At 38.8% G+C, this 23,807-nt stretch carries 24 protein-coding genes and 1 tRNA gene; 10 read left to right on the forward strand and 15 right to left on the reverse strand.

Translation table 11 applies throughout. The features are described 5' to 3' along the window. Positions 1–257: 257 nt before the first annotated feature. The 3 genes from JK629_RS06035 to JK629_RS06045 all read right to left on the reverse strand — a co-directional run bounded on the left by JK629_RS06035 (position 258) and on the right by JK629_RS06045 (position 3,407). Positions 258–896, reverse strand: a complete 639-nt coding sequence (locus JK629_RS06035; protein ID WP_202337708.1) for a response regulator — start codon at positions 894–896, stop codon at positions 258–260. Then, positions 893–2,902 (reverse strand): tetratricopeptide repeat-containing sensor histidine kinase, encoded by a 2,010-nt coding sequence (locus JK629_RS06040; protein ID WP_202337709.1) that lies wholly within the window; start codon positions 2,900–2,902, stop codon positions 893–895. Before JK629_RS06040 ends, JK629_RS06035 begins: the two co-directional genes overlap by 4 nt. 70 nt (positions 2,903–2,972) lie before the next feature. Further along, on the reverse strand, positions 2,973–3,407 hold the full coding sequence (locus tag JK629_RS06045; protein ID WP_202337710.1) for a retropepsin-like aspartic protease family protein: 435 nt from the start codon (positions 3,405–3,407) through the stop codon (positions 2,973–2,975). A gap of 48 nt (positions 3,408–3,455) precedes the next feature. Between JK629_RS06045 and JK629_RS06050 the strand changes: the two genes are divergently transcribed. From JK629_RS06050 to JK629_RS06085, 8 genes are all read left to right on the forward strand, one after another. Beyond that, a complete protein-coding gene (locus JK629_RS06050; RefSeq protein ID WP_202337711.1) occupies positions 3,456–4,220 on the forward strand; it encodes a TatD family hydrolase in 765 nt (254 codons plus the stop codon). A 5-nt stretch (positions 4,221–4,225) separates the two neighbouring features. Then, positions 4,226–5,254, forward strand: a complete 1,029-nt coding sequence (locus tag JK629_RS06055; protein WP_202337712.1) for an asparaginase — start codon at positions 4,226–4,228, stop codon at positions 5,252–5,254. A gap of 79 nt (positions 5,255–5,333) precedes the next feature. Beyond that, positions 5,334–5,421, forward strand: a tRNA-Ser gene (locus JK629_RS06060). Between the two features lie 120 nt (positions 5,422–5,541). Next, the gene (locus JK629_RS06065; RefSeq protein ID WP_202337713.1) at positions 5,542–6,351 is read left to right on the forward strand and encodes a MotA/TolQ/ExbB proton channel family protein; all 810 of its coding nucleotides are present in this window, start codon (positions 5,542–5,544) and stop codon (positions 6,349–6,351) included. Between the two features lie 12 nt (positions 6,352–6,363). Continuing rightward, complete coding sequence (locus tag JK629_RS06070) at positions 6,364–6,789, forward strand: hypothetical protein (RefSeq protein WP_202337714.1); 426 nt, start codon at positions 6,364–6,366, stop codon at positions 6,787–6,789. Beyond that, positions 6,789–7,415, forward strand: a complete 627-nt coding sequence (locus tag JK629_RS06075) for an ExbD/TolR family protein (RefSeq protein ID WP_202337715.1) — start codon at positions 6,789–6,791, stop codon at positions 7,413–7,415. Before JK629_RS06070 ends, JK629_RS06075 begins: the two co-directional genes overlap by 1 nt. Positions 7,416–7,425: 10 nt before the next feature. After that, the gene (locus JK629_RS06080; protein WP_202337716.1) at positions 7,426–7,899 is read left to right on the forward strand and encodes an ExbD/TolR family protein; all 474 of its coding nucleotides are present in this window, start codon (positions 7,426–7,428) and stop codon (positions 7,897–7,899) included. Between the two features lie 100 nt (positions 7,900–7,999). Further along, positions 8,000–8,704 carry an outer membrane beta-barrel protein gene (locus JK629_RS06085; protein ID WP_202337717.1) on the forward strand — a complete coding sequence of 235 codons (705 nt, stop codon included), beginning with the start codon at positions 8,000–8,002 and terminating at the stop codon, positions 8,702–8,704. Here the strand turns inward: JK629_RS06085 and JK629_RS06090 are convergent. The 5 genes from JK629_RS06090 to JK629_RS06110 form a co-directional block, all read right to left on the reverse strand. Continuing rightward, complete coding sequence (locus JK629_RS06090; RefSeq protein WP_202337718.1) at positions 8,699–9,304, reverse strand: hypothetical protein; 606 nt, start codon at positions 9,302–9,304, stop codon at positions 8,699–8,701. The two genes, JK629_RS06085 and JK629_RS06090, sit on opposite strands and share 6 nt — an antisense overlap. Beyond that, positions 9,304–10,767, reverse strand: a complete 1,464-nt coding sequence (rpoN, locus tag JK629_RS06095) for an RNA polymerase factor sigma-54 (protein WP_202337719.1) — start codon at positions 10,765–10,767, stop codon at positions 9,304–9,306. Before rpoN ends, JK629_RS06090 begins: the two co-directional genes overlap by 1 nt. 89 nt (positions 10,768–10,856) lie before the next feature. After that, a complete protein-coding gene (asnS, locus tag JK629_RS06100) occupies positions 10,857–12,299 on the reverse strand; it encodes an asparagine--tRNA ligase (RefSeq protein ID WP_202337720.1) in 1,443 nt (480 codons plus the stop codon). A gap of 114 nt (positions 12,300–12,413) precedes the next feature. Continuing rightward, a complete protein-coding gene (locus tag JK629_RS06105) occupies positions 12,414–14,795 on the reverse strand; it encodes an efflux RND transporter permease subunit (RefSeq protein WP_202337721.1) in 2,382 nt (793 codons plus the stop codon). Positions 14,796–14,853: 58 nt separating this feature from the next. Next, the gene (locus tag JK629_RS06110; protein WP_202337722.1) at positions 14,854–15,069 is read right to left on the reverse strand and encodes a hypothetical protein; all 216 of its coding nucleotides are present in this window, start codon (positions 15,067–15,069) and stop codon (positions 14,854–14,856) included. A 3-nt stretch (positions 15,070–15,072) separates the two neighbouring features. On the opposite strand from JK629_RS06110, the gene JK629_RS06115 reads away from it, so the two are divergent. Continuing rightward, positions 15,073–15,492, forward strand: coding sequence for a hypothetical protein (locus JK629_RS06115; protein WP_202337723.1), 420 nt, complete (start codon positions 15,073–15,075; stop codon positions 15,490–15,492). Positions 15,493–16,261: 769 nt separating this feature from the next. On the opposite strand, the gene JK629_RS06120 is transcribed toward JK629_RS06115, so the two are convergent. The 3 genes from JK629_RS06120 to pyrH form a co-directional block, all read right to left on the reverse strand. Further along, on the reverse strand, positions 16,262–17,527 hold the full coding sequence (locus JK629_RS06120) for a DUF5686 family protein (protein ID WP_202337724.1): 1,266 nt from the start codon (positions 17,525–17,527) through the stop codon (positions 16,262–16,264). 88 nt (positions 17,528–17,615) lie between these two features. Then, positions 17,616–18,170, reverse strand: coding sequence for a ribosome recycling factor (gene frr / locus JK629_RS06125; protein WP_202337725.1), 555 nt, complete (start codon positions 18,168–18,170; stop codon positions 17,616–17,618). A gap of 49 nt (positions 18,171–18,219) precedes the next feature. Further along, positions 18,220–18,927 carry a UMP kinase gene (gene pyrH, locus JK629_RS06130; RefSeq protein ID WP_202337726.1) on the reverse strand — a complete coding sequence of 236 codons (708 nt, stop codon included), beginning with the start codon at positions 18,925–18,927 and terminating at the stop codon, positions 18,220–18,222. A gap of 182 nt (positions 18,928–19,109) precedes the next feature. On the opposite strand from pyrH, the gene JK629_RS06135 reads away from it, so the two are divergent. Next, positions 19,110–20,504, forward strand: a complete 1,395-nt coding sequence (locus JK629_RS06135; RefSeq protein ID WP_202337727.1) for a T9SS type A sorting domain-containing protein — start codon at positions 19,110–19,112, stop codon at positions 20,502–20,504. A gap of 95 nt (positions 20,505–20,599) precedes the next feature. On the opposite strand, the gene tsf is transcribed toward JK629_RS06135, so the two are convergent. The 4 genes from tsf to rplM form a co-directional block, all read right to left on the reverse strand. Beyond that, positions 20,600–21,565, reverse strand: coding sequence for a translation elongation factor Ts (tsf, locus tag JK629_RS06140; protein WP_202337728.1), 966 nt, complete (start codon positions 21,563–21,565; stop codon positions 20,600–20,602). 98 nt (positions 21,566–21,663) lie between these two features. Continuing rightward, complete coding sequence (gene rpsB / locus JK629_RS06145; protein WP_202337729.1) at positions 21,664–22,557, reverse strand: 30S ribosomal protein S2; 894 nt, start codon at positions 22,555–22,557, stop codon at positions 21,664–21,666. Between the two features lie 214 nt (positions 22,558–22,771). After that, positions 22,772–23,158, reverse strand: a complete 387-nt coding sequence (gene rpsI / locus JK629_RS06150; protein ID WP_202337730.1) for a 30S ribosomal protein S9 — start codon at positions 23,156–23,158, stop codon at positions 22,772–22,774. After that, positions 23,158–23,613, reverse strand: coding sequence for a 50S ribosomal protein L13 (rplM, locus tag JK629_RS06155; protein WP_202337731.1), 456 nt, complete (start codon positions 23,611–23,613; stop codon positions 23,158–23,160). Before rplM ends, rpsI begins: the two co-directional genes overlap by 1 nt. Positions 23,614–23,807: the final 194 nt, after the last annotated feature.

A 23,807-nucleotide genomic window follows, 5' to 3' on the forward strand; every position in this document is an offset into this window, starting at 1 on the left:
AGCCGGATTTTTTTGGTTAGTTAGGAAACATCTTCTAGTAAAAAATAATTGTACTGATCAGGTTTAATAAAAGAATCAGTACTATCGAAATAGTTAGTACCAACACTAAGGGTTTTTTGGTAGTTTCAGAACGATGGATGTCCTTCTCTTTTTCTTCTATATAAACCGTATCTTTCATAGTGTAAATATCAGATATTATCCAGAAAAATAAAATACGTGGAAACACGTAAATTTTCAAAATTCTTGTCTAAGGGTTTCTATAACAATTTGTCATGGTGCTCTTTTGCCCAAATCAGGAGGCTGTTTGTTTTGGGTTCAATGTTTAGCTTTGTAATAATGTTGCTGCGGTGTTTTTCTACAGTTCTGTAAGAAATAAATAACTGTGATGCAATTTCTTTATTGGTTTTGTCCTGAGCTATTAATTTCAAAATTTTTTTTTCAGAAGGGGTGAGGGTAGCAAGCTCACTATCTTCCACTAGCACCACACCAATAAGTTCTTTTATCTTTTCGCTAAAAAAAGGAACCCCTTCCTTAACGGTCTTAATACAATTTTCAATTTCTTCAAGTGCGAATTCTTTTAATATATATCCAAAGATGTTAAGCTCTTGAGCCTTTTGGTATAGGTCCTTTTCTTTATGAAGCGTAATCAGTACAATTTTGGTCTGAATATCGGTTCTTTTACATTGTTGGGCAATTTCCAATCCAGACATATACGGCATCTGAATATCCAAGATGGCAATGTCTGGCTTTTTCTGGGTGATTAAATTGTAGGCTTCTCTTCCATCTTTTCCGCTTCCCAATAAATTATAGCCTTTTTCAATCAAAAAGTCGCTTAGCCCTTTTAATAAAAGGGGATGATCGTCTGCAATAATGATGGATGGTGTAGTTTCGCTCATAATGGAAATTGAAATTCCAGCACAGTGCCGGTGTCCTTTTTGGAAGTTACCTTCATTTGACCTTTCAAGAATTTTGTACGTTCCAAAAGTGTTTTTAAGCCCAACGATTTTACATCTTGATATTTTTCGGCAAAATCAAAACCTACGCCATTGTCACGAATGGATATCAAGATATTGTTGGCAAACTTTTTTATGGAAACCTTTCCGGCCTCTGCGTCTGCATGTTTTAAAATATTGCTCAGGCTTTCTTGAATGATTCTATAAATATTTACTTCGTCTTCTTTTGAGAAGATATCATCGATATTATCAATCTCTGCAGAAATGAAAAGCGTTGTGTTTTCATCTATTTGATTTATGGTATATTCAATTGCCTTTGTGATACCGAGTTCCTGTAACTGAAATGGGTGCAGGTCGCGTGAGATAGCACGAACTTCCTCAATGGTATGGTCCACCATTTTTTTGGCGTCTGTATCACCGCTACTCATTAACTTGTTTTTTATCACCAATAATTGCTGGCCAATGCCATCATGGAGGTCCTTTGAAATTCTCCTTCTTTCGCCCTCCTGTGAAATTAGAAGCTCTTGGCTAAATTTTTCCTGAAGAACTTTATTGCTTTTTAAATGTCTTTGATTTCTGTACAAAAGGATGAGTCCAAAACCTAGGAGAATGGCGATACCTCCAAAAAGCATCGCTTTTTTGAAACTTTCATTATCTTTTTCCAAAAGGCTTATGCTGGTGGTTTTTTCTACCAGTTCTTTTTCTTTTTTTTCGGTTTCGTAGAGCGTTTGGTAGTATGCGAGTGCATTTGCGGTACTTCGGTTGTAAATGGAATCTTTTATGGCAGTGGAGGCTTGACTGTTCTCAATGCTTTTTTTGTATTCTCCCATATCATAATAGATTTCAGATAAAAAGGAATACGTCCCCATAATTTCATCTTCAACTCCCAAACTTTTGGCAATTTCTAGCTTTTTCTTTGCAAGTTCTAGTGCCTCTTCATAGTTGCCGATGGTCTGTAGATATTTGGCTTTTCCGCCCAAAAAGTTCAGTTCGGCGGCGGGATTTCCTGAAAGGTCAAAATCTAACGCTTCCAATAAATCCAAATGTTTTTTGGCTTCAATAATTTTATTTTGCTCGCAATAATATTCTATAAGCCGGGAGTGAATTCCTATATAGGTAGATTTGTTTGAATTGTCATGGTCAAAACTCTTTTCGGCCATCAGCAATGCCTTATATTCCAAATCACGATTGCCCATTTTTTTATAGTCTAGGGCTTGGTTGTAATATTCATAAGATAAAAATTGATTGAGCCCCAAGCTCTTCATTTTCTCAATTAAAGCATCGCGCTCAACCTTGGCCTTTTGATGAAAACCATTCATGCTGAACATGCTTATAATGCCCTGTTGGGCATACACCATATAATCATATTCCTCTGAATCTTCATACATGGTATAGGCGCGGGTGAAGTCCTCACCGGCCAGTACAAATTTCCCCATTTGTGAATATGCTTGCCCTCTAAAAAGATAGGTGTCTGCAATATTCATAGTGTCTTTTGAAGAAAAATTTTCTAATGCAACGTTATAGTCTTCAATGGCTCTTTTAAGGTCTACCTTAGTATTGGCGCTACCGCGTTTCATATATAATCCACCTAATAAAAGGCTGTCCTCTATTTTATATTTTCGGGCCAAAACGCTGTTTATAACGGTAATTGCGTTTAGTGGATCATTCGCATAATTGGTAAGCGGATACTGAAGGTTCATTGCTTTTTTTGCCGCCAGTTCTATGCTGTCCAATTCTTGGGCAAGATCTATATATTGCAGACTGTATTTAATGAAGGCTCCTGGGTCTTTTGAATAAGTCCGCTTTAATAGACTGTCGAGTGCCGTTAGTTTCTCCAGTTTGTTAGGGGTCGTGTTTACAATCTTTTCATAATATGAAATATTCTGTCCATATCCTGAAATGGAGTAAAGCGTAAGAATGAAAAGGAATGCAAATATTTTTTTCAGCACAAAAAAGATTATTTCAGAAGAAAGATAAAAGTACTTAAATTATTGGAAATAAACATATCAGCAACCCATTCTATTTCACGTAAAAACAATTTCTTCCATAATCAATAACTGCCCTGTGCTGTTTTAAAAAATCTGCGCCTATTATTCCGTGTATGGCCTCTTCATTGGCCTGTAAAAGTGCTTCATTTACATGTGAAAGATCAAAAAGCACAAAATCCATGTTTTTTATTTCCCAATCCGCTATACTAAATTTATTTTTCCTAGAAAGCATGGTTTCCATATTTACAGCGCCGGCGCCAGCAGCTTTAATGATACTTTCTTCACTAATCAATAAAAAATGGGCGCTGTCCGTAAAGCCAACGCAGCTTGTGGAAGCACCCGTGTCTAAAATAAAATTGCCTGAAACACCATTGATTTTGGCCGAAAATAGATAATGGCCTGTGGCAAGCTTTTTTAATGGAATACGGTAAAAACCCTCGGCTTCAATAAATTTGCGTAACTGCATCAATTTTTTTGTGTAAAGATAGCAAACAAAATAAGTAGCTTTGCAACTATGCTTACAGATACCCATACCCATTTATACAGCGAGGCGTTTGCCGAGGATCGTGCTGAAATGATGCAACGTGCCTTTGATAAAAATATAAAACGCTTTTTCGTCCCGGCAATTGATTCTGGTTATACGGAAGCCATGTATGCCCTGGAAAAACAATATCCGGCAAATGTCTTTTTAATGATGGGGCTGCATCCAACGTCGGTGAAAGAGAATTTTGAGGAAGAGTTAGCGCACGTTGAGGAACAATTCAATAAAAGAAATTTTTACGCAGTGGGCGAAATAGGAATTGATCTATATTGGGACAAATCTACTTTGGAAATTCAAAAGATTGCTTTTAAAAGACAAATTCAATTGGCAAAAAAACACAAATTGCCCATCGTGATCCACTGCCGTGATGCTTTTGATGAAATATTTGAAGTTTTGGAAACAGAGAAAAGTGATGGTCTCTTCGGAATATTTCACTGCTTCACAGGTACTTTTGAACAGGCCGCAAGAGCAATTTCCTTCAATATGAAATTGGGCATTGGGGGAGTGGTTACTTTCAAAAATGGAAAGATTGATACATTTTTGGACCAAATTCCGTTAAAACACGTCGTTTTGGAAACCGATTCGCCCTATCTTGCCCCAGCGCCTTTCCGAGGAAAAAGAAACGAAAGTAGTTACGTGGCTGTGGTCTGTAAAAAACTTTCGGAGATTTATAATGTTTCGGAGGAAGAAATAGCGAGGATTACTACTGAAAATTCAAAAGATATTTTTGGAATATAAATAATATGACAAAAAAACCAAACATACTCCTTATATATACCGGCGGAACCATCGGGATGATCAAGGATTTCGAAACTGGTGCGTTGCGCAATTTCAATTTTGATGAACTGCTGAACCACATTCCCGAACTAAAACTTTTGGACTGTAGCATTACAACTACATCTTTTAAAAAACCAATAGACAGTTCCAATATGAACCCGCAATATTGGGTTGCTATTGCAACCATAATTGAAGAGAACTATGACAAAATGGATGGGTTTGTGGTGCTACATGGTAGTGATACCATGAGCTACACAGCTTCAGCTTTAAGTTTTATGTTGGAAAACCTTGGCAAACCTGTAATCTTTACCGGTTCCCAACTCCCCATCGGCGATTTGCGTACCGATGCAAAAGAAAACCTTATTACTTCCATTCAGATTGCCGCACTTCAGGAAAAAGGAGTGTCAAAAATTGCTGAGGTCTGTCTTTATTTTGAATACAAATTGTACCGGGCAAACAGGACCACAAAAATTAATGCGGAACATTTTGAGGCATTCGCCTCACTAAATTATCCCGAACTCGTGCAGAGTGGCGTACATTTGGTTGTAAACAATGAAGCCCTTTACAGACCCAATAGAAGAAAAAAACTGAAGGTCCATAAAACATTGGAGAGTAATATTCTTTTAGTAAAAATGTTCCCCGGAATTAATGAGGCCACAATAAAATATCTTTTTGATTATCCAGATATGAAAGGATTGGTGCTGGAAACTTATGGTGCTGGCAACGTTACCAATGCCGATTGGTTTTTAAAATCGTTAAAAGCTGTTATAAAAAAAGGAATTCCGGTAATCAATGTAACGCAATGTTCTGGCGGAAGCGTTAATATGGGGCTTTATGAAACCAGCACAGAGTTAAAAAAAATGGGTGTAATAAGTGCAAAAGATTGCACTACAGAAGCATCCTTGGCAAAATTGATGTATTTGCTGGGTCAGAAAATTTCGGCTAACAGCTTCAAAACCATATTCGAAACCTCTTTACGCGGAGAAATGCAATAAATAAACCGCCCAAATTATTTTATAGCGTTATTTTTTTTGTGATATTTGGCACTCCATTTTAAAAATGGCTTAAATTTATAGAGAGGTGGCCGAGTGGTCGAAGGCGCACGCCTGGAAAGTGTGTATACGCCACAAGCGTATCGAGGGTTCGAATCCCTTCCTCTCTGCAACAAACTTATGGTCTATTAAAAAACTCATGTAGAGTGTACATTAATATTCTTGCAGATTAACTAAATTATTTTATATCTTTAAACCTTTAACTAAAAACAAACTTTAAGTCGATAGCAATGAAAAAATTATTTTCTATTATGGCGGTGGCCGCAATGGTATTTGTAGGCACATTAAACGCGAACGCTGCAACAGCGCAAACAATGCCAACTAGTTCTCAAGCTTTGGTTACAGCAGCCACGGTTTCTTTTATTCAAGATGAAACTGCTCCTGCAGTAGAGGAAGAAAAAGGCTTCCACCAAGAATTAAAAGAACGTTTTGTGGAAGGTGGTCCTGGATTTATGGGAATCGTACTACTGTGTTTAATTCTTGGATTGGCAATTGCTATTGAGAGAATTATCTACCTTAACCTTTCTACCACCAATACCCAAAAATTGGCTCAGGATGTGGAAGATGCACTTAACAGTGGCGGAATTGAAGCTGCAAAAGAAGTGTGCAGAAACACAAAAGGTCCTGTTGCATCCATTTATTACCAAGGTCTAGACCGCGCCCACGAAGGTATTGACATTGCGGAAAAAGCTGTGGTTGCCTACGGAGGTGTTCAAATGGGTCAGCTTGAAAAGAACGTATCTTGGATTTCTCTTTTCATCGCGTTGGCGCCGATGCTTGGTTTCATGGGTACGGTAATCGGGATGATTATAGCATTCGATAAAATTCAGGCAGCGGGCGATATGAACCCTTCATTGGTTGCAGGAGGTATTAAAGTAGCGCTTTTAACAACCGTATTTGGTTTGATCGTTGCTATTATACTTCAAATTTTCTACAATTATATTATCGCTAAAATTGATAGTATCGTTAACAGTATGGAAGATGCTTCTATCACTTTGATCGATATGTTGTTCGACTACAAAACAAAAAACAAAATCTAAACAAACCACAAGATGGCATTACATAAAATATTAAAAATAGTAGCGTTGCTTCTAGGCGTTGCGGGAGTTATTTTTCTTGCAATGATCATCGCCAAAGGTGATGAGGCTGTATCGGCAACCGGTGAAGGGGTTGATGGTTTCTTGTATGTTGCTTATATTACATTTGCTATTACAATTGTTTTTGTTTTATTCTTTGTGTTAAAAGGAATATTTGCAGGGAATCTTAAAAACACACTAATATCTGTTGGAGCTTTTCTACTTATCGTAGTTATCGCTTACGTTTTGGCCGATGGAAACCCAATGCCAATGCAAGAAGGCGAAATGCTTTCTGCTAGTGGATCTAAATGGGTTGGAACTGGGCTATATGCTTTTTATATATTAGCAATACTAGCTGTAGGCTCAATGGTTTTCAGCGGAATTAAAAAAGTAACAAAATAATGGCAAGAAGAGCAACACCCGAAGTAAACGCAGGGTCGATGGCTGACATCGCTTTCCTATTGCTTATCTTTTTCTTGGTAACTACCACCATTGAAAAGGATAAAGGAATTGCGCGGCAGCTACCACCCAAGGAAGATGTTGTAGACCCGCCAAAAATTAAAGAAAAGAACCTTTTTATTGTAAACGTAAACAGGAGCGATCAATTATTAGTTGAAGAAAAATTGATGGAGCTAAAAGACCTTCGCCAGGCCGCAATCGCTTTTCTTGATAACGGTGGAGCACCTTCCGGAAGCCCAGAATATTGCAGTTATTGCAAAGGAAAACGTGACCCAGAATCTTCAGATAACCCAGACAAGGCAGTAATATCTGTTCAAAATGACAGGCTTACTTCCTATAAAATGTACATTGCTGTTCAAAATGAATTAGTAGCAGCATACAACTTTTTAAGAGACAGGGAATCAGAAAGATTGTACGGATGGAAATTTACCGAAAAGAGTAAAGATCTTGATGAAGGAAAGATAAAGGGTGAAGCTGCCAAGGATGCATTGCAGGAAAAACTGGAGACTATTCAGCAATTATTTCCTCTAAAACTTTCTGAAGCGGAACCAAAAAAATCTGGACAATAACACAAATAGTATGTCAAAATTTAAAAAGAAAAAAGACGGCGGATTGCCAGCCATTTCTACAGCATCCCTTCCGGATATTGTATTTATGTTACTGTTCTTCTTTATGGTTGTAACGGTACTGCGGGATGACAATTTGCTTGTTCAGAATAAGTTGCCAAAGGCAGATCAGGTTGAGAAATTGAAAAAAGACCGATCGGTTTATATTTATGCCGGAAAACCAAGCTCTAGATATCAAGACAAATATGGTTCAGAGGCTAAGATACAAATAGGCGATAAGTACACAGATATATCCAATATTAAGTTTGCATTGACAGAGGCCCGTCAAAAGCTGCTTCCTGAACTTCAGGATAAAGTTATGGTTGCCCTTAAAGTTGATGAGAAAACTAATACTGGAATGGTAACTGACATAAAACAGGAATTGCGTGATCTTAATATGCTAAAGATTATTTACATCACCACTCCTGGGAATGAAGTAAGCCAATAGAAATAATTAATTTATTTTAAAAAAGCCTTGGGTCTAAATTTTTGCCCCAAGGCTTTTTTTATTCACCATATTCTCAAAATACATTTATCTTTGAGGTGGTATGCAAAAACGTTTTAATTTTTTTCTAACTTTCCTCTTCGCCCTAGTTTCAATACAAGCTATTGCACAGGACACCATCTCTCCTATTGCCGTAGATTCCTTATATCGAGAAGATCAATTTTATATAGGGATTACTTATAACTTACCTTTGAACCTTCCATCCGGTGGAAATATTCGTGGACTTTCCGGTGGTATACAGTTTGGTTTCCTGAGAGATATGCCAATCAATAAACAACGAAACCTCGCAGTTGCACTTGGCGTTGGACTAACCATTGATCAATTGGGACAAAATATTTTTATAGGTGAAACAGCAAATGATGAAACTATTTTTAGGGTTCTTGACGGTAATGTAGACTATACCCGAAATCGCTTTAACATGGCGATAATTGAAGCCCCTTTGGAGTTTAGGTGGAGAACTTCTACCCCATCCACGTATCGATTCTGGAGGTTATATACCGGTTTTAGGGTTGGATATACATATTGGTACAAAGCTACTTTCAAGCAACCTGGAAACACGGTAAATCAAACAAAAATCTCTGAATTTGAACCCTTGCGGCTTTCGGCAACGCTTAGTTTCGGGTACAATACATTTAATTTCTTTGCTTCCTATAGTATAAATCCTTTTTTTAAAGATGCTGTAACTGTAGAGGGTAAAAGTGTAGACATAAGAACCTTAAAGGTTGGACTTATGTTTTACATATTATAACCAAAGATTGAATAGAATTAATTGAGGAATAGCCCCCAATAATAGTCCAATGCCCAGTTCTGTATAAGTATGTGAATCGCTATTTAATCGTGATGAAGCTACCCAGCCATTTACAAATAAGAAAAAGCTAATAGTTACCAGAAGGTTAATCTTGAAATGGGCACTCAGCCCCACAAGAAACATTAAAATGCCCGCTACGCCTATTTGGTGTAAACTAACCTTAAATTTAAAAAGCACCATCACAAGCGCGCTAAATGCTGAAAACAGTATTCCTACAAAGAAGTAGTACAACTCTGGGTCTTCATAAGGATCAAATATCATCTTGATGATAAGTAATAATAATATACACTGTATCATCAATGGAAACTTGCGTTCCTTTACATCCTTTAGATAAATAGTTTCTACCACTGCTAAGTTTTTCAGAAGAAAGAAAACAACAATTGGTATAAAAATAGTAATAATGGCTATTGCAAAAAGATTGGCACGCATTAGCTCAGGTTCAAGGTATCTGGGGGTAACACTGAAATAAAGAACAGTACCCAGCGCCGGCATCAACAGGGGGTGAAAAATATATGAAGCTGCCTTAAGAAATATCTTCATTAAATTTCTTTTCTAAGCCGGGCAACGGGCAAATCCAATTGTTCTCTGTATTTAGCGATAGTACGTCTTGCAATGGGGTACCCTTTTTCCAATAAAATCTTTGCAAGTTTATCATCCGTAAGCGGCTTTCTTTTATTCTCCTCCGAAATGGTAATTTCAAGAATTTTCTTTATTTCTTTTGTAGAAACATCTTCCCCTTGATCATTTTTCATAGACTCACTGAAAAATTCTTTTATGAGTTTTGTTCCATAAGGGGTATCAACATATTTGCTGTTTGCCACCCTTGAAACCGTGGAAACGTCCATATTAATTTTATCGGCAATGTCTTTCAAAATCATCGGTTTCAGCTTGCGCTCGTCTCCAGTCAAAAAATATTCCTCTTGATGGTGCATAATGGCATTCATAGTTACAAAAAGCGTTTGTTGCCTTTGTTTTATGGCATCAATAAACCATTTGGCTGCATCCAGCTTTTGTTTTATGAACATTACGGCATCTTTCTGCGCCTTTGACTTTTCTTTGGACTCTTTATACCCCTTCAACATATTTGTGTAGTCATGGCTCACGTGAAGTTCTGGGGCGTTTCTTCCATTTAATGTTAAATCAAGCTCTCCATCAACAATCTTTATTGCAAAATCAGGTACCACGTGCTCTATAATTCTATTGTTCCCAGAATAGGTTCCGCCTGGTTTGGGATTTAAAGTTTCAATTTCGTGAATTGCTTCCCGAAGTTGATCTTCGGTAATATCAAACTTCTGAATAAGTTTTTTATAATGCTTTTTACTGAAATGATCGAAAGTCTCATCTAAAATATCAATCGCCAAGGCTACCGAAGGCGTCTGTTCTTTTCGTTCCAACTGAAGCAATAAACATTCCTGAAGATCGCGTGCCGCAACCCCAGCTGGGTCTAGCTCTTGAACCACCTTTAAAACTTTTTCAACCTTATCTGCCGTGGTATAAACATTCTGAGTAAAAGCCAAATCATCAACAATATCTTGAATTTCTCTACGTATGTAACCGCTTTCGTCCACACTGCCTACCAAAAATCGAGCAATTTCTTCTTCTTCTTCGTCCAAACGATAGGTGTTTAACTGCTGCATTAAATGCTGTGTAAAGGATGTTCCAGCCGCATAGGGCATTTGCCGTTCCTCGTCATCTGCGCTGTAATTGTTTGCGGAAAGTTTATAACTTGGTACCTCGTCATCGCTTAGGTAATCATCGACGTTTATATCGGTTTCAATTACTTCGTTGCCTTCGTCATAATTGTCGTCAAATTCATCATTGCTAAATTCGTCATCAAATTCGTTACTTTCCTCTTTTCCGCCTTCCAAAGCAGGATTTTCTTCAAGCTCTTGGGCAATACGTTGCTCAAAAGCTTGCGTGGGCAGTTGGATCATCTTCATCAACTGTATCTGTTGAGGCGATAATTTTTGGGAAAGTTTAAAATTTAATTGCTGCTTTAACATACGTCTATTACTACTTCATAAAGTTAAAAAAAACCAGCTACTAAAATAATTAAGTAGCCAGTTTTAATACAATCTTATGCTTTTATTGCTTAGAACTCTGCGTTGCCCGGAGTTCGTGGGTAAGGAATTACATCCCGAATGTTACCCATGCCGGTGGTAAACTGTACCAAACGCTCAAAGCCAAGACCAAAACCACTGTGAACGGCAGTTCCAAACTTACGTAGGTCCAGATACCAGTACAATTCTTTTTCATCAATATTCATGGCCTTCATTTTTTCCAGTAAAACATCGTAACGCTCCTCACGTTGCGATCCGCCCACAATTTCGCCAATGCCGGGGAAAAGCACGTCCATTGCACGAACGGTTTTTCCATCATCATTTAATCGCATGTAGAACGACTTAATATTTGCTGGATAATCAAACAATATTACAGGGCTTTTAAAATGTTTTTCAACCAAAAAGCGCTCGTGCTCGCTTTGCAGATCGGCACCCCATTCGTCAATTATATATTTGAATTTTTTCTTCTGGTTGGGTTTGGAACGTTTTAGAATATCTATCGCTTCTGTATAGCTTACTCTTTTGAAATTATTTTCCAAAATAAAACGAAGCTTCTCGCGAAGTTTCATCTCACTGCGCTCGTCCTGTGGTTTGTTCTTTTCTTCCTCCAGCAGACGATTTTCAAGAAACTCAAGATCATCGGCACAGTTTTCCAAAGCATAATTTATTACATACTTTATAAAATCTTCTGCCAAATCCATATTAGCGTCAAGGTCATTAAATGCTACCTCTGGCTCAATCATCCAAAACTCAGCCAAGTGGCGGCTGGTGTTTGAGTTTTCAGCTCTAAACGTTGGGCCGAAGGTATAAACCTTTCCGAGCGCCATTGCGTAGGTTTCAGCTTCCAACTGGCCACTTACGGTTAGGTTGGCTTCTTTTTCAAAGAAATCTTCTTTATAATTTACGTTGCCGTTTTCATCAAGGGGCGGATTTTTGGCATCCAAAGTAGAAACACGGAACATTTCACCCGCACCTTCGGCATCGCTTCCAGTGATTACTGGAGAGTGCATATAATAAAAACTGTTTTTCTGAAAATATTCGTGCACTGCAAATGCTAGTTTGGAGCGCATACGCATCACTGCGCCAAATGTGTTGGTCCTAATTCGCAAATGGGCCTGTTCACGCAAAGTCTCCAGGGAGTGTCGTTTTGGTGAAAGTATGGTCAGTTTTACATCTTCAGGATTGGCCTCACCCAAAACCGTCAATTTTGAAACTTGGATTTCCACAGTTTGCCCTTGCCCTTGGCTTTCTACTAGCGCACCCTTTACTTCAATGGCGGCGCCCACGGTTACTTTTTTGAGAAGTTCTTCGTCAAAATTTTCAAAATCCACCACACATTGCAGTGTTTTTATGGTAGAACCATCGTTTAGTGCGATGAACCGGTTACTTCGGAAAGAGCGCACCCATCCGCGTACCATAACTTCGTGGTGGGTCGGGTCGCTGTTCAATAACTCAACTATTGTTTTGTATTGCATAGTCTTATTTTAAGAGGAGCAAATATACTTCAAAAAAAACGCAAATAAGAAAATACCAAATTCCAAAATGTAGCTTTTTAGATAGCTTAGGTACGCTTTGCTATTTAAAATAGTTTATTCTTCTTCGTCTGTTAAAATCTCGATGGCTGGTTTTTTCATCGTTTCTTTGTTTGCAATGCTTCTTTCCAAAGAAAGTAGGAGCGTGGGCAATAACAAAAGATTGGAAAGCATTGCGAAAAGTAAGGTTATGGAAACCAAGGCGCCCAAGGCCACTGTTCCTCCAAAACTGGATATGGTAAACACCGAAAACCCAAAGAAAAGCACGATGGAAGTATAAAACATGCTTACCGCTGTTTCCCGCAAGGCTGCAAACACAGATTTTTTGATCTTCCAATTGTTTGCTATTAGTTCTTGCCTGTACTTGGCGAGAAAGTGAATGGTATCGTCCACCGATATTCCAAACGCAATGCTGAACACCAAAATAGTGGAGGGTTTAATGGGTACGCCCACAAAGCCCATAACCCCAGCCGTTATTATTAACGGGAGCAGGTTTGGGATCAAGGAGATTAAAATCATTTTAAAGCTGCGGAACATCCAGGCCATGAAAATCGCAATCAGCAAAATTGCCAAGGAAAGTGAAAGAATCAAATTGTTAACCAAATAGCGTGTTCCTTTTTGGAATACCAACGCTTTTCCGGTAACCGAAACATTATAACGTTCAGATGGAAATACCTTGTCTATTTCTTTATGTAGGTCTTCCTCTATACGCCCAAACCTATCTGGCTCGGTATCTTTCATAAATGTGGTAATACGGGCAAATTGGCCTGTGCTATCCACGTAGCTGTTCAGCAAATTGGTATCTGTATTGCTACTTTTGGCATAGCTGAGTATAAAAGTCTTCTCTTGGCTATTGGGCAATTGGTAGTATTCAGGATTGCCATTGTAATAGGCTTGTTTGGAGTATTTTACCAATTCAACTACCGAAAGCGGTTTCGCAAACTCAGGAATCTCCTTAATATGCTCCTGTAGCTCGTCAATTCGCTTTAAGGTAGAAAGACTCATAACGCCTTTTTTCTTCTTTGTATCCACCATTATTTCCAAAGGCATGATACCTTCGTATTCTTTTTCAAAAAAGCGGATGTCATCAAAAAAGCCCGTATTTTTAGGCATATCCTCAATAAGGCTACCCGAAATTTTAATATTGTAAATTCCAATGATACTTCCGCAGAGTAACAATACCGCCAATATATAAATAGTGATTCGGCGTTCCTTCACCATTCGCTCAATCCAGTTCACAAAACCATTTATCCACGTTTTGTTCAAATGTTTCAAGTGCTTGTCTTTTGGCACAGACATATAGCTGTAGATAATGGGTATAATTAGCAGGCTCAGTAAAAAGATGGCCACAATATTGATGGAGGCCACAATACCAAACTCACTCAACAATTCGCTCTTCACTAATATAAAAGTAGCAAATCCCGAAGCCGTTGTAAGGTTGGTCATGAGGGTTGCGTTCCCCACTTTTGCAATTACCCGTTGTAATGATTTTGCTTGGTTTCCATGTAATTTTATCTCCTGCTGGTATTTGTTTATAAGAAAAATACAGTTCGGTATCCCAATTACAATAATCAAAGGAGGTATAAGTGCCGTAAGTACTGTAATTTCATAATGCATCAGCCCTAAGAAGCCAAAAGCCCACATCACCCCAATAATTACCGTACACATAGATATAAACGTAGCACGCCAAGAACGGAAAAAGAAGAAAAAGATAAGCGAAGTAACAAAAAGCGCTGCGCCAATAAACAGCCCAATCTCGTCAATAATGCTTTGTGAGTTCAGCGTGCGTATATAGGGCATCCCCGAAGTATAAACGGTTACCCCAGTTTCCTTTTCAAACTTTTTAATGAGCGGTATTAAATCATGAATCACAAAATCCTTCCGCGCAGGCGTATTTACAATGTCTTTCTTCATGTAAATAGCAGAACGGATGCTTTGTTTATCGGGGCTATAAATTAGGCCGTCGTAAAATGGAAGTTTATTAAACAGTTCATCTTTATATTCCGCAAGATTTTCATCGGTAAATATCGAATCCTTTATAAACGGAACCAATTCAAAGCCCGTGGTGTCGGTTTTCTTTTCAAGTTTTTGAAGATTGCCTATAGATAGGGTAAGCTCCACCTCATTGTACTTGCCAATATCCTTTGAAAGTTGGTTCCACGCCTTAAACTTTTTAGGCGTAAAGATGGTAGAATCCTTCACACCCATAACAATCAAGTTGCCTTCCTCGCCAAAATGCGAAAGAAACTGATCGTATTCAAGGTTAATGGGGTGGTCATCCGGAAGTAAATTTGCCTCCGTATAGGTAAAGCGCATGTTCTTCCACTGTAGTGCCAGTAGCACTGTAATTCCTGCAATAACAATTAATATCCCGGTACGGTTTCTTAAAATAAAGCGGGCCACCCAGCTCCAAAAACCAATGCTAAAAAGTTTGTTCAAAGCAATTTTTTATAGACCTGGCAAAGGTACGTATTTGCAATAAGTAAGAAATTTATTTTCAGGGTATTTTAGGAAGATGAGGGAGTTCCATTTTTTTACTAACTTCTGCCACGAATGAAAACAACTGTGGACCTCCTACGGCACGGTGTACAATATAAAAGGAAACAAAGGCCTCGCCATTCAGCTTTTGGATGGAAAGAAATTTCTTATAGGTACCCAAAAACCCGAAGAACTTATAGAGGTGCTTCAGAATATTAAAAAATAAAATATACATTGTATGACATTTACCTATTCCATCTGCCACCCTCAAAGGGAAGAATTAGAATATAAAAACGAACCCTTAATGAGACATCAAGTTCTTGAGATAGCCAAAAACTATCCATGGCAATCACAAATGAAAATCGTAGAAGCTTTGCCACCGGAAAAACTTTGCTATAATCCCTCTTTAGATTTTACCTGTACTGATAATAAAAAGAGTTTCTGCCTTACAGCCAATTATGATAAGGATAAAAATATAGAGTTCTCACTGTGGTATAATAGACCTAAGAAAGTCAAAATCCTTTTTGGTTTACTGGGAGAAAAAGAAAAAATGAGCGTGGATGATGTTTGGTCTGTAAGTTTTAATAAATCAATGGAATATTTGGAGCATTTTGTAAACGGAAATTATAAGCTGATTGAGTCTTTGTACACAAAGTAAGTTTGCCATTCAGTATTATTGTATGTGATAGGGAAAGATTCTCAATCTTTTTTCGTTGCCATACCCTAACCATTTCCCATTCCCCTTGCAATAGCTTGTTTTTCTTATGATGCTCCTGTCCGTATCGGAGAAAACTGCGTCCGTATCGGAGAAAACTATCATAACTTTAAAATGATTTCGTACCCTGAGCGGAGTCGAAGGGTAGGACAATCAAAAGAAATTGATGTTTCCACATAAAATCCGCACCGTATCGGTTAGAACACCTGTCGTATAGGTTAGAGTTGGCGTCGTATAGGTTAGAGTTGGTGTCGTATCGGTTAGAACTAGCGTCGTATAGGTTAGAGTAAGCGTCGTATCGGTTAGAACTGCCGTCGTATCGGTTAGAATAAGCGTCGTATAGGACAGGGTGAATAATTTTACGAATAGAGTATTCATCTGCACGCATAGACTTGGCGTCTCCACGGATGGAGTTAGCGTCTGCACAGATAGAATTGCCGTCTGCACTCATAGAGTTAGCGTCTGCGCATATAGAATTGCCGTCTGCACGCATAGAACTGCCGTCTGCACGCATAGAGTTAGCGTCTGCACGCATAGAACTGCCGTCTGCACGCATAGAATTGCCGTCTGCACGCATAGAACTGCCGTCTGCACTCATAGAGTTAGCGTCTGCACGCATAGAATTGCCGTCTGCACGCATAGGGTGAATAAATAAATTTAGGGTAAAACGAAGCGAACGGCCAAAGGCCAAGGGCTAAAAGCAAAAACCGCCCTACACCTTAAGGTAGAAGGTAAACTTGAACGAAATATTATCTGAGAATTTTGGAAGGTTGTAGTAACCGTAGCGGTAAGCCGCACTAAGCCCAAACCCAAAGAGAATTTTATTTATTTCAAAACCAGTTTCGTTATAAAGCTGGTCCAGCGTATCAAAAGGGATTCCAAAATGTTGGTCCCTATTGCTCATATCGCCCAGGGCATGGCGCGTAATCAGCACCAGCTCCGGCTTCCATTTTTCCGTAAGCTTGAATCTGCGCAAACTGTGCTTTACCTGTAGCGTAGTAAGCCTATCCGAAAAGAATTCACCAAAATACATCGTCTCAAAGCTCTGCACACCCGCCACCGAAAAACGCTGCAACACCTCATCTTTAGTAGGTTGGTTAGGGTAGGAGTGAAACAAATGCGTAAGTGGAACATCGCCCGTTGCCAAAGACCCTTCCAAAAGTATGTTGGTAGAAGAGAGGTCTGTGCGTTTTATATAATAATCCAACTTTAGCCCAAATTTTGTATAGTTAAAATCGCTTTCCACCACACCTTTAACCCCTTGGGTAATCTGCGCACTTATCTTTGGAAAACCATCAAAATATTCCTTGGTGCCATCTTCATTAGTAAAGAAATTTGTTTTCGGACTTATCCTGACAGAAACCGTAGCTTCGGCTAACTGGTAATCTCTATAGGGCACGCCGTCGTTTATGTAGTAATAATTTTCAATATTTTCCACATTGCTGAGTTCCAAGCGAACTTCTGCCAAAATTTTCGGCGAAAGCTCACTTGCAATGCTCGTAAACCATTTTCGGTATTTATAAAATTGGGTGATATTGACTAGTCGCGGTTCAAAAATGGAATAGACACGGGCATCGGTCAAATAATCAAAAGTTCCAATTTCTTTTACATCATCGGCATAATATACACTCACCCAAGCTTTCTTTTCTTTATTTACACGCGCACTTACGCCTACCCCGTATTTTGAGGTTTTATCCTTAAAGCCATACGCATAATAACCGCCAAGTTTGTAGTTTTTAAAAAGCTTATCATTGGTAAGTCCCCCAATACCCAAACGCAATCCTTCGTAATTGTTCAGTTTAATTAAGGTTTTCAGGTCAATGTCAAAAAACCCCACGGGATAATACCCTGAAGAAAGTGGATGGTCTTTTTTGTCTTCAACCCCTGCGATGGTATCCTTGTCTGTTTTTATAGCCGGTTCCTGCGCAAAGGCAAAGATGGCAATACTGAAAAAGACAGGAAAAAGAAGTTTTCGCATTCGGAAGGGTTAGTTTTTAACCATTTAAAAGTAAAGAGAAAGCGGCTATTATGCCGCTTTATTATATTTAGTTTAACGAAAATGTGGGTTACACCGTCATTATTTCCTTTTCTTTCTTGGCCAGGATTTCATCAATCTTTTTAATGTGCGCATCAGTCATTTCTTGTATGTCGTCTTCAAGGCTTTTTTTCAAATCTTCTGAAATATCCAACCCTTTTATGTCTTGGTTAGCAACCTTTCTATCGTTACGTACACCAATTTTTGCTTCTTCTGCAGCAGCTTTGGCTTGTTTTGCCAACTCCCTTCTGCGTTCTTCGGTTAGGGGCGGCACGTTAATAATTACACTTTCACCATTGTTCATAGGGTTAAAACCAATATTGGCAAGATGGATTCCACGCTCTATTTCAGGGATCATTTGCTTTTCCCAAGGCTGTATGCTAATGGTCATTCCGTCAGGAGTGCTCACGTTTGCCACTTGGCTCAATGGCGTAGGGCTGCCATAATAATCTACCATTACGCTACCCACCATAGATGGTGAAGCCTTTCCGGCACGAATGTTTACCAATTCCTTTTCAAGATGCTTTAGCGCCTTGCCCATAGCTTCTTTGGTGCCTTCAATTATAATATCTATTTCGTCTTCCATAACATGCCCGCGAAAACGGGTATCTTTTGATTAAACTTAAATTATTTTTCTACAAATTCACTTTAGTGCCAATCTTTTCACCGGAAACAACTTTTAAAAGATTCCCTTTTGTATTCATATCAAAAACAATGATTGGCAATTCATTTTCTTGGCTTAAAGTGAAAGCCGTTGTATCCATTACTTTTAACCCTTTTTGCAGCACATCCTCAAAACTGATAAAATCAAATTTTGTTGCCTGCTTGTCCTTTTCAGGGTCGCTGGTGTAAATACCATCCACGCGGGTCCCCTTCAAAATCACATCTGCGCCAATCTCAATAGCTCTTAAAACCGCTGCGGAATCTGTTGTAAAATAAGGATTCCCTGTACCGCCCCCAAAAATAACTACGCGGCCTTTCTCCAAATGTCTAATTGCTTTTCTGCGAATAAATGGCTCTGCAACCTCATTAATGTTAATCGCGCTCTGTAAGCGTGTGGGCACATCTTCATTTTCCAAAGCACTCTGCAGCGCAAGCCCGTTGATTACGGTAGCGAGCATCCCCATATGGTCACCCTGCACGCGATCCATACCGCTGCTGGCTCCCGCCAAACCTCTAAAGATATTTCCGCCGCCAATAACAATGGCCACTTCCACGCCTTTATCGGTTATTTGTTTTATTTCGTGGGCGTATTCCTTAAGTCGAACGGCATCTATTCCGTATTGCTGTTCGCCCATCAAGGCCTCGCCGGAAAGTTTTAAAAGAATTCTTTTGTACTGCATAGTTTGGGTTTGCTGTGGCAAAAATAAAGAAAATTATTGATGCTATGGAAGGAATTAAAAAAGTAGTTTTTCTATTTATAAGTACGCAACTGCAAAAAAAGTTTGGGTTTATTGATGACATTCGGCTTCGGTATACGATGTAAGCATGTTCAGAAAGATATAATCCTTAAAATTTCAAAATTATGAAAGCAATCTTACTTTATTTTTTTCTTGGGGCTACTACATTGATGATTTCCCAAAATACAGGAAAACTATTACCTCCATCAAGCCCTTCATTTCATCCTGCAAATATTCAAAAAACAGAGTGTATTACCGATTCGCAACGGCAAGAGTTGCGGGAGAAAATAGCGATGAATAAGCAATTAATACTTCAGAAAAACCCAAACGCATTTCATCGTAGCAGTGCATCACCTTTGTTTATTTTGCCAATTCGTCCCAAAGCGGGCTTTGATGATTACGGGTATCACATTGTAAACAATCAAGTGGACCACGACCCAACTCCCAACGGAAACCTTTTGGATTATGAATGTGGTGAACGAACTTATGATTGGAGCAATGGCAACCATGAAGGTACAGATTATGTACTTTGGCCTTACCCCTGGAAACGCATGCAGGAAGAAATCATGGAAGTTATTGCCGCAGCGCCAGGAATTATTATCGATAAACGCGATGGCAACTTTGACTTAAATTGTGAAAACAACGGAAATCCAAATTGGAACGGTATCATCATAGAGCATTCAGACGGTTCGCAGGCATGGTATTGGCATTTTAAGGATGGAGCCATCACTTCAAAAAACATTGGCGATACCGTTGCAGAAGGCGAATATTTGGGCGCTGCGGGCAGCTCTGGTAGTAGCACAATTCCTCATTTGCATTTTGAAATCTATGATGCAAACAATAACTTGATAGATCCATATGAAGGGCCTTGCAATAACATGAATGCGGAGAGTTGGTTTGTGAATCAGCCAGATTATTACGTTCCCGAGATTAATCGACTTTCTACCCACAATTCAAACAATTTTGATGATGAATGTGGCGTGGTGGAGAATACCTATGAAGAACTTAATTTTGAACCTGGAGAATCGGTTTATTTTAGAATCTTTTATAGAGATATTCAAACTGACAGTGATACCCATATAGTCGTTAAAAAACCCGATAATTCTGTGTTGTATGATTATGTGTTTACATCGCCTTGGCCTTTTTACACAGGTGCCTATGCCCAATGGGAATACCCAGTGGATGGCAGCTGGCCAGATGGAGTCTATACAATTACTGCTGAATTTGGAGGAAAAACCTATGAAACTATCTTTGGCGTAAATACAAATTTAGGTGTTGAAGAATTGGAACCTTCAAATATTTCAATTTATCCAAACCCTACAACTAATAAGTTGAATATTAAAGCCGATTCAAAAATTGAAAGTATTATTCTTTATGATCTCTTGGGAAGAAAAGTAGTGGAAAGCATTCCTTTAGCTGAAAATACCGAACTGAATATAACTTCTTTAAAAACCGGAATGTACGTAGCCGTAATTACTACTGAAGGGAAAAGAACTATAAGAAAAATTGTAAAGGAATAATTTTTTAATAAAATGACAAAAATATTCATATAGCTTGAAAGCAAAAAAGAGGCTGATTGATTTCAGCCTCTTTTCATTTAAAATATGCGTATAGCTTACGCCAAAGAAACTCTCTTAAAGCCTACAATTTCTACATCGCCATACGTTTTTACGTACTCTGCAACGCTCTTTTTGTCGTCTTTAATAAAGTTTTGGTCAAGCAACGCTTTTTCGTGGTCAAGCGTAGTATTGTCGCTAATAAAACGCTCAATTTTACCCGGAAGGATTTTGTCCCAGATTTGCTCTGGCTTGCCTTCGGCTTTCAATTCAGCTTTTGCATCAGCTTCAGCTTGCGCCAAAACCTCTGGCGTCAATTGTGCTCTTGAAATATACTTAGGTACGTTTTTAAGGGTTTTTCCCAAACGGCCCAATTCAATATTTTCTTTTTCGATTACTGCAATTCTTGCCTCGGTTTCAGAAGCCACAAATTCCGGATCAAAATCTTTGTAAGAAAGGGTAGTGGCGCCCATAGATGCAACTTGCATAGAAACGTCCTTTGCCAATTCATCAGCATTATCAACTTTCTTGGAAAGACCTGTTAAAGCAGCAATCTTGTTGCCGTGAACGTAAGAACCTACGAATGGAGCTTCCAAAATTTCGTAACCACCAATCTCGATTTTTTCACCGATCACACCAGTTTGCTCAGTAAGTTTTTCAGCAACGGTCATTCCCCCAAAATCTGCAGCCAAAAACTCATCTTTTGAAGAAGTGTTTAAAGCAATTTCTGCCATTTTGTTTGCCATTTCAACGTAAGAATCGTTTTTCGCAACAAAATCAGTTTCACAGTTCAATGAAATAGCCACACCTTTTGTGTTGTCGCTGTTTACTTTTGCGGTTGCAACACCTTCACTGGAATCGCGATCTGCTCTTTTTTCAGCAATTTTCTGTCCTTTTTTTCTAAGGATAGCAATTGCTTCTTCCATATTTCCATCTGCCTCAACCAATGCCTTTTTACAGTCCATCATTCCGGCGCCGGTGGCTTGTCTTAGTTTATTTACTTCTGCGGCTGTTATGTTTGCCATTTTTATAAATTTTTAAAAGTTTTTAATTAAAAAAGTCGTCCAATTAATTTTCAACACAGAAAAGAACCAAACGACTTTTAGATTTTAAGATATCGTTATTATTCTTCTTCGTTAAGAATTTGCTTTTTCGATTTTTGACGTACAGGCTGTTTTGCCTCTTTCATATCTTCTACGTCCTCTTCGTCAGTTGAAGGAACTTCAGCCTTTACTTTTTTGGCTGGTTTGGCTTCCTTGTCCTTTTTAGGCGCTTTTGCCTTTTTTGCCATTCCTTCTTCATCGTCGTTATCGTCATCACTGCCAGCTTTTCTTTCAGAAAGCCCTTCAATAATAGCTTCCGAAACAAAATTCATAATGCTTTCGATAGATTTTGAAGCATCATCGTTAGATGGGATTACGTAATCAATAACGCGTGGGTCACTGTTGGTATCGACCATTGCGAAGATTGGAATGTTCAATTTCATAGCCTCTGCAACTGCAATGTGCTCGCGGGTTGTGTCAACTACAAAAAGTGCTGCGGGAAGACGGCTCATATCAGAAATGGAACCTAAGTTCTTTTCCAATTTAGCACGAAGACGGTCAACTGCCAAACGCTCTTTCTTAGAAAGGGTGTTGAAGGTTCCATCTTGCTTCATTCTATCAATAGAAGCCATTTTCTTAACGGCTTTACGGATAGTTACAAAGTTGGTAAGCATACCACCGGGCCATCTTTCAGTGATGTAGGGCATGTTTGCATTCTTTGCTTTTTCAGCAACAATGTCTTTTGCTTGTTTTTTGGTAGCTACAAAAAGAATTTTGCGCCCACTGGCTGCAATTTTTTTAAGGGCTTCATTGGCCTCTTGGATTTTTGCAGCGGTCTTGTAAAGGTTGATAATGTGGATCCCGTTGCGCTCCATATAGATATACGGCGCCATGTTTGGGTTCCATTTGCGGGTTAGGTGGCCAAAGTGCACACCAGCTTCAAGTAAGTCTTTTACTTCTACTTTTTTTGCCATTTTGTTTTAGTTTACGTTCTGTGAAAGGATAGCAACCGCTTCTATAAGAATTTGGTTTAGATGCTAAACTAACTCCGCCAAAGACGGATAACAGCTTTTTTTAATTAATAATGAATATGAACTTAAAATTGTGCGGTGCCTCACTTCGACTTCGCTCAGTGAACGACACCACACAAGTATTTTTATAAATCGGTTGCTGAGCGCAGCCGAAGCATTAACGTTTAGAGAACTGGAATTTCTTACGCGCTTTCTTCTGTCCGAATTTCTTGCGCTCTACCATTCTTGGGTCTCTTGTCAGCAAACCTTCTGGTTTAAGGATGCCACGATTTTCATCGTTAAGCTCGCACATAGCGCGGGAAATTGCAAGACGAATGGCTTCTGCCTGCCCTGTGATTCCACCTCCAAATACATTTACTGAAATATCGAAAGACTTTTCGTTATCGGTAAGTGTTAAAGGTTGTTTTACTTTATACTGAAGTGTTCCCGTTGGAAAGTAGTTTTCCAACTCACGCTTGTTGATGGTAATGTTTCCTTTGCCTTCTTTAAGGTACACACGTGCAACAGCGGTCTTTCTTCTGCCTATTTTGTGAATTGTCTCCATTACTTGTTGTCGTTAAGGTTAATAGTTCTAGGTTTCTGTGCTTCCTGTCCGTGGTTTGCGTCTGCATACACTTTTAGGTTTCTGAACATTTCTGCGCCCAATTTGTTTTTTGGAAGCATACCTTTCACAGCTTTTTCAACAAGCCTTGCAGGGTCTTTCTTGTACATTTCTGTAGCGGTAAGGCTACGTTGCCCACCAGGATAACCTGTGTGGCGAATGTACGTTTTGTCATTCCATTTGTTGCCTGTAAGTTTTACGTTACTGGCGTTAATAATAATTACGTTATCACCACAATCTACGTGAGGGGTGAAACTTGGCTTGTGCTTTCCACGAAGCAATTTTGCAACTTCGCTGGCAAGACGACCCAATGCCTGGCCGTCCGCATCTACTACCAACCATTCTTTTACAACGGTATTCTTGTTAGCAGATACTGTTTTGTAACTTAATGTATCCATTAGTTTTTTGTCAATAGGTTAATAAATCATTGTTTCTCACCCTTTAAACAAAAAAGATTTTGTCTAAGAGGGGTGCAAATGTAGTGTTATTTATTTGAAAAGCAAGGGGTGTGGAAAATATTTTGTTGTGAAAAAGACATAAGACCGCTACGCTAAAAGAAGTAAGACAAAAGACCAGAATAATTTTGAATTCT

This window comes from Aequorivita iocasae, assembly GCF_016757735.1.
GTDB classification, from domain to species: domain Bacteria; phylum Bacteroidota; class Bacteroidia; order Flavobacteriales; family Flavobacteriaceae; genus Aequorivita; species Aequorivita iocasae.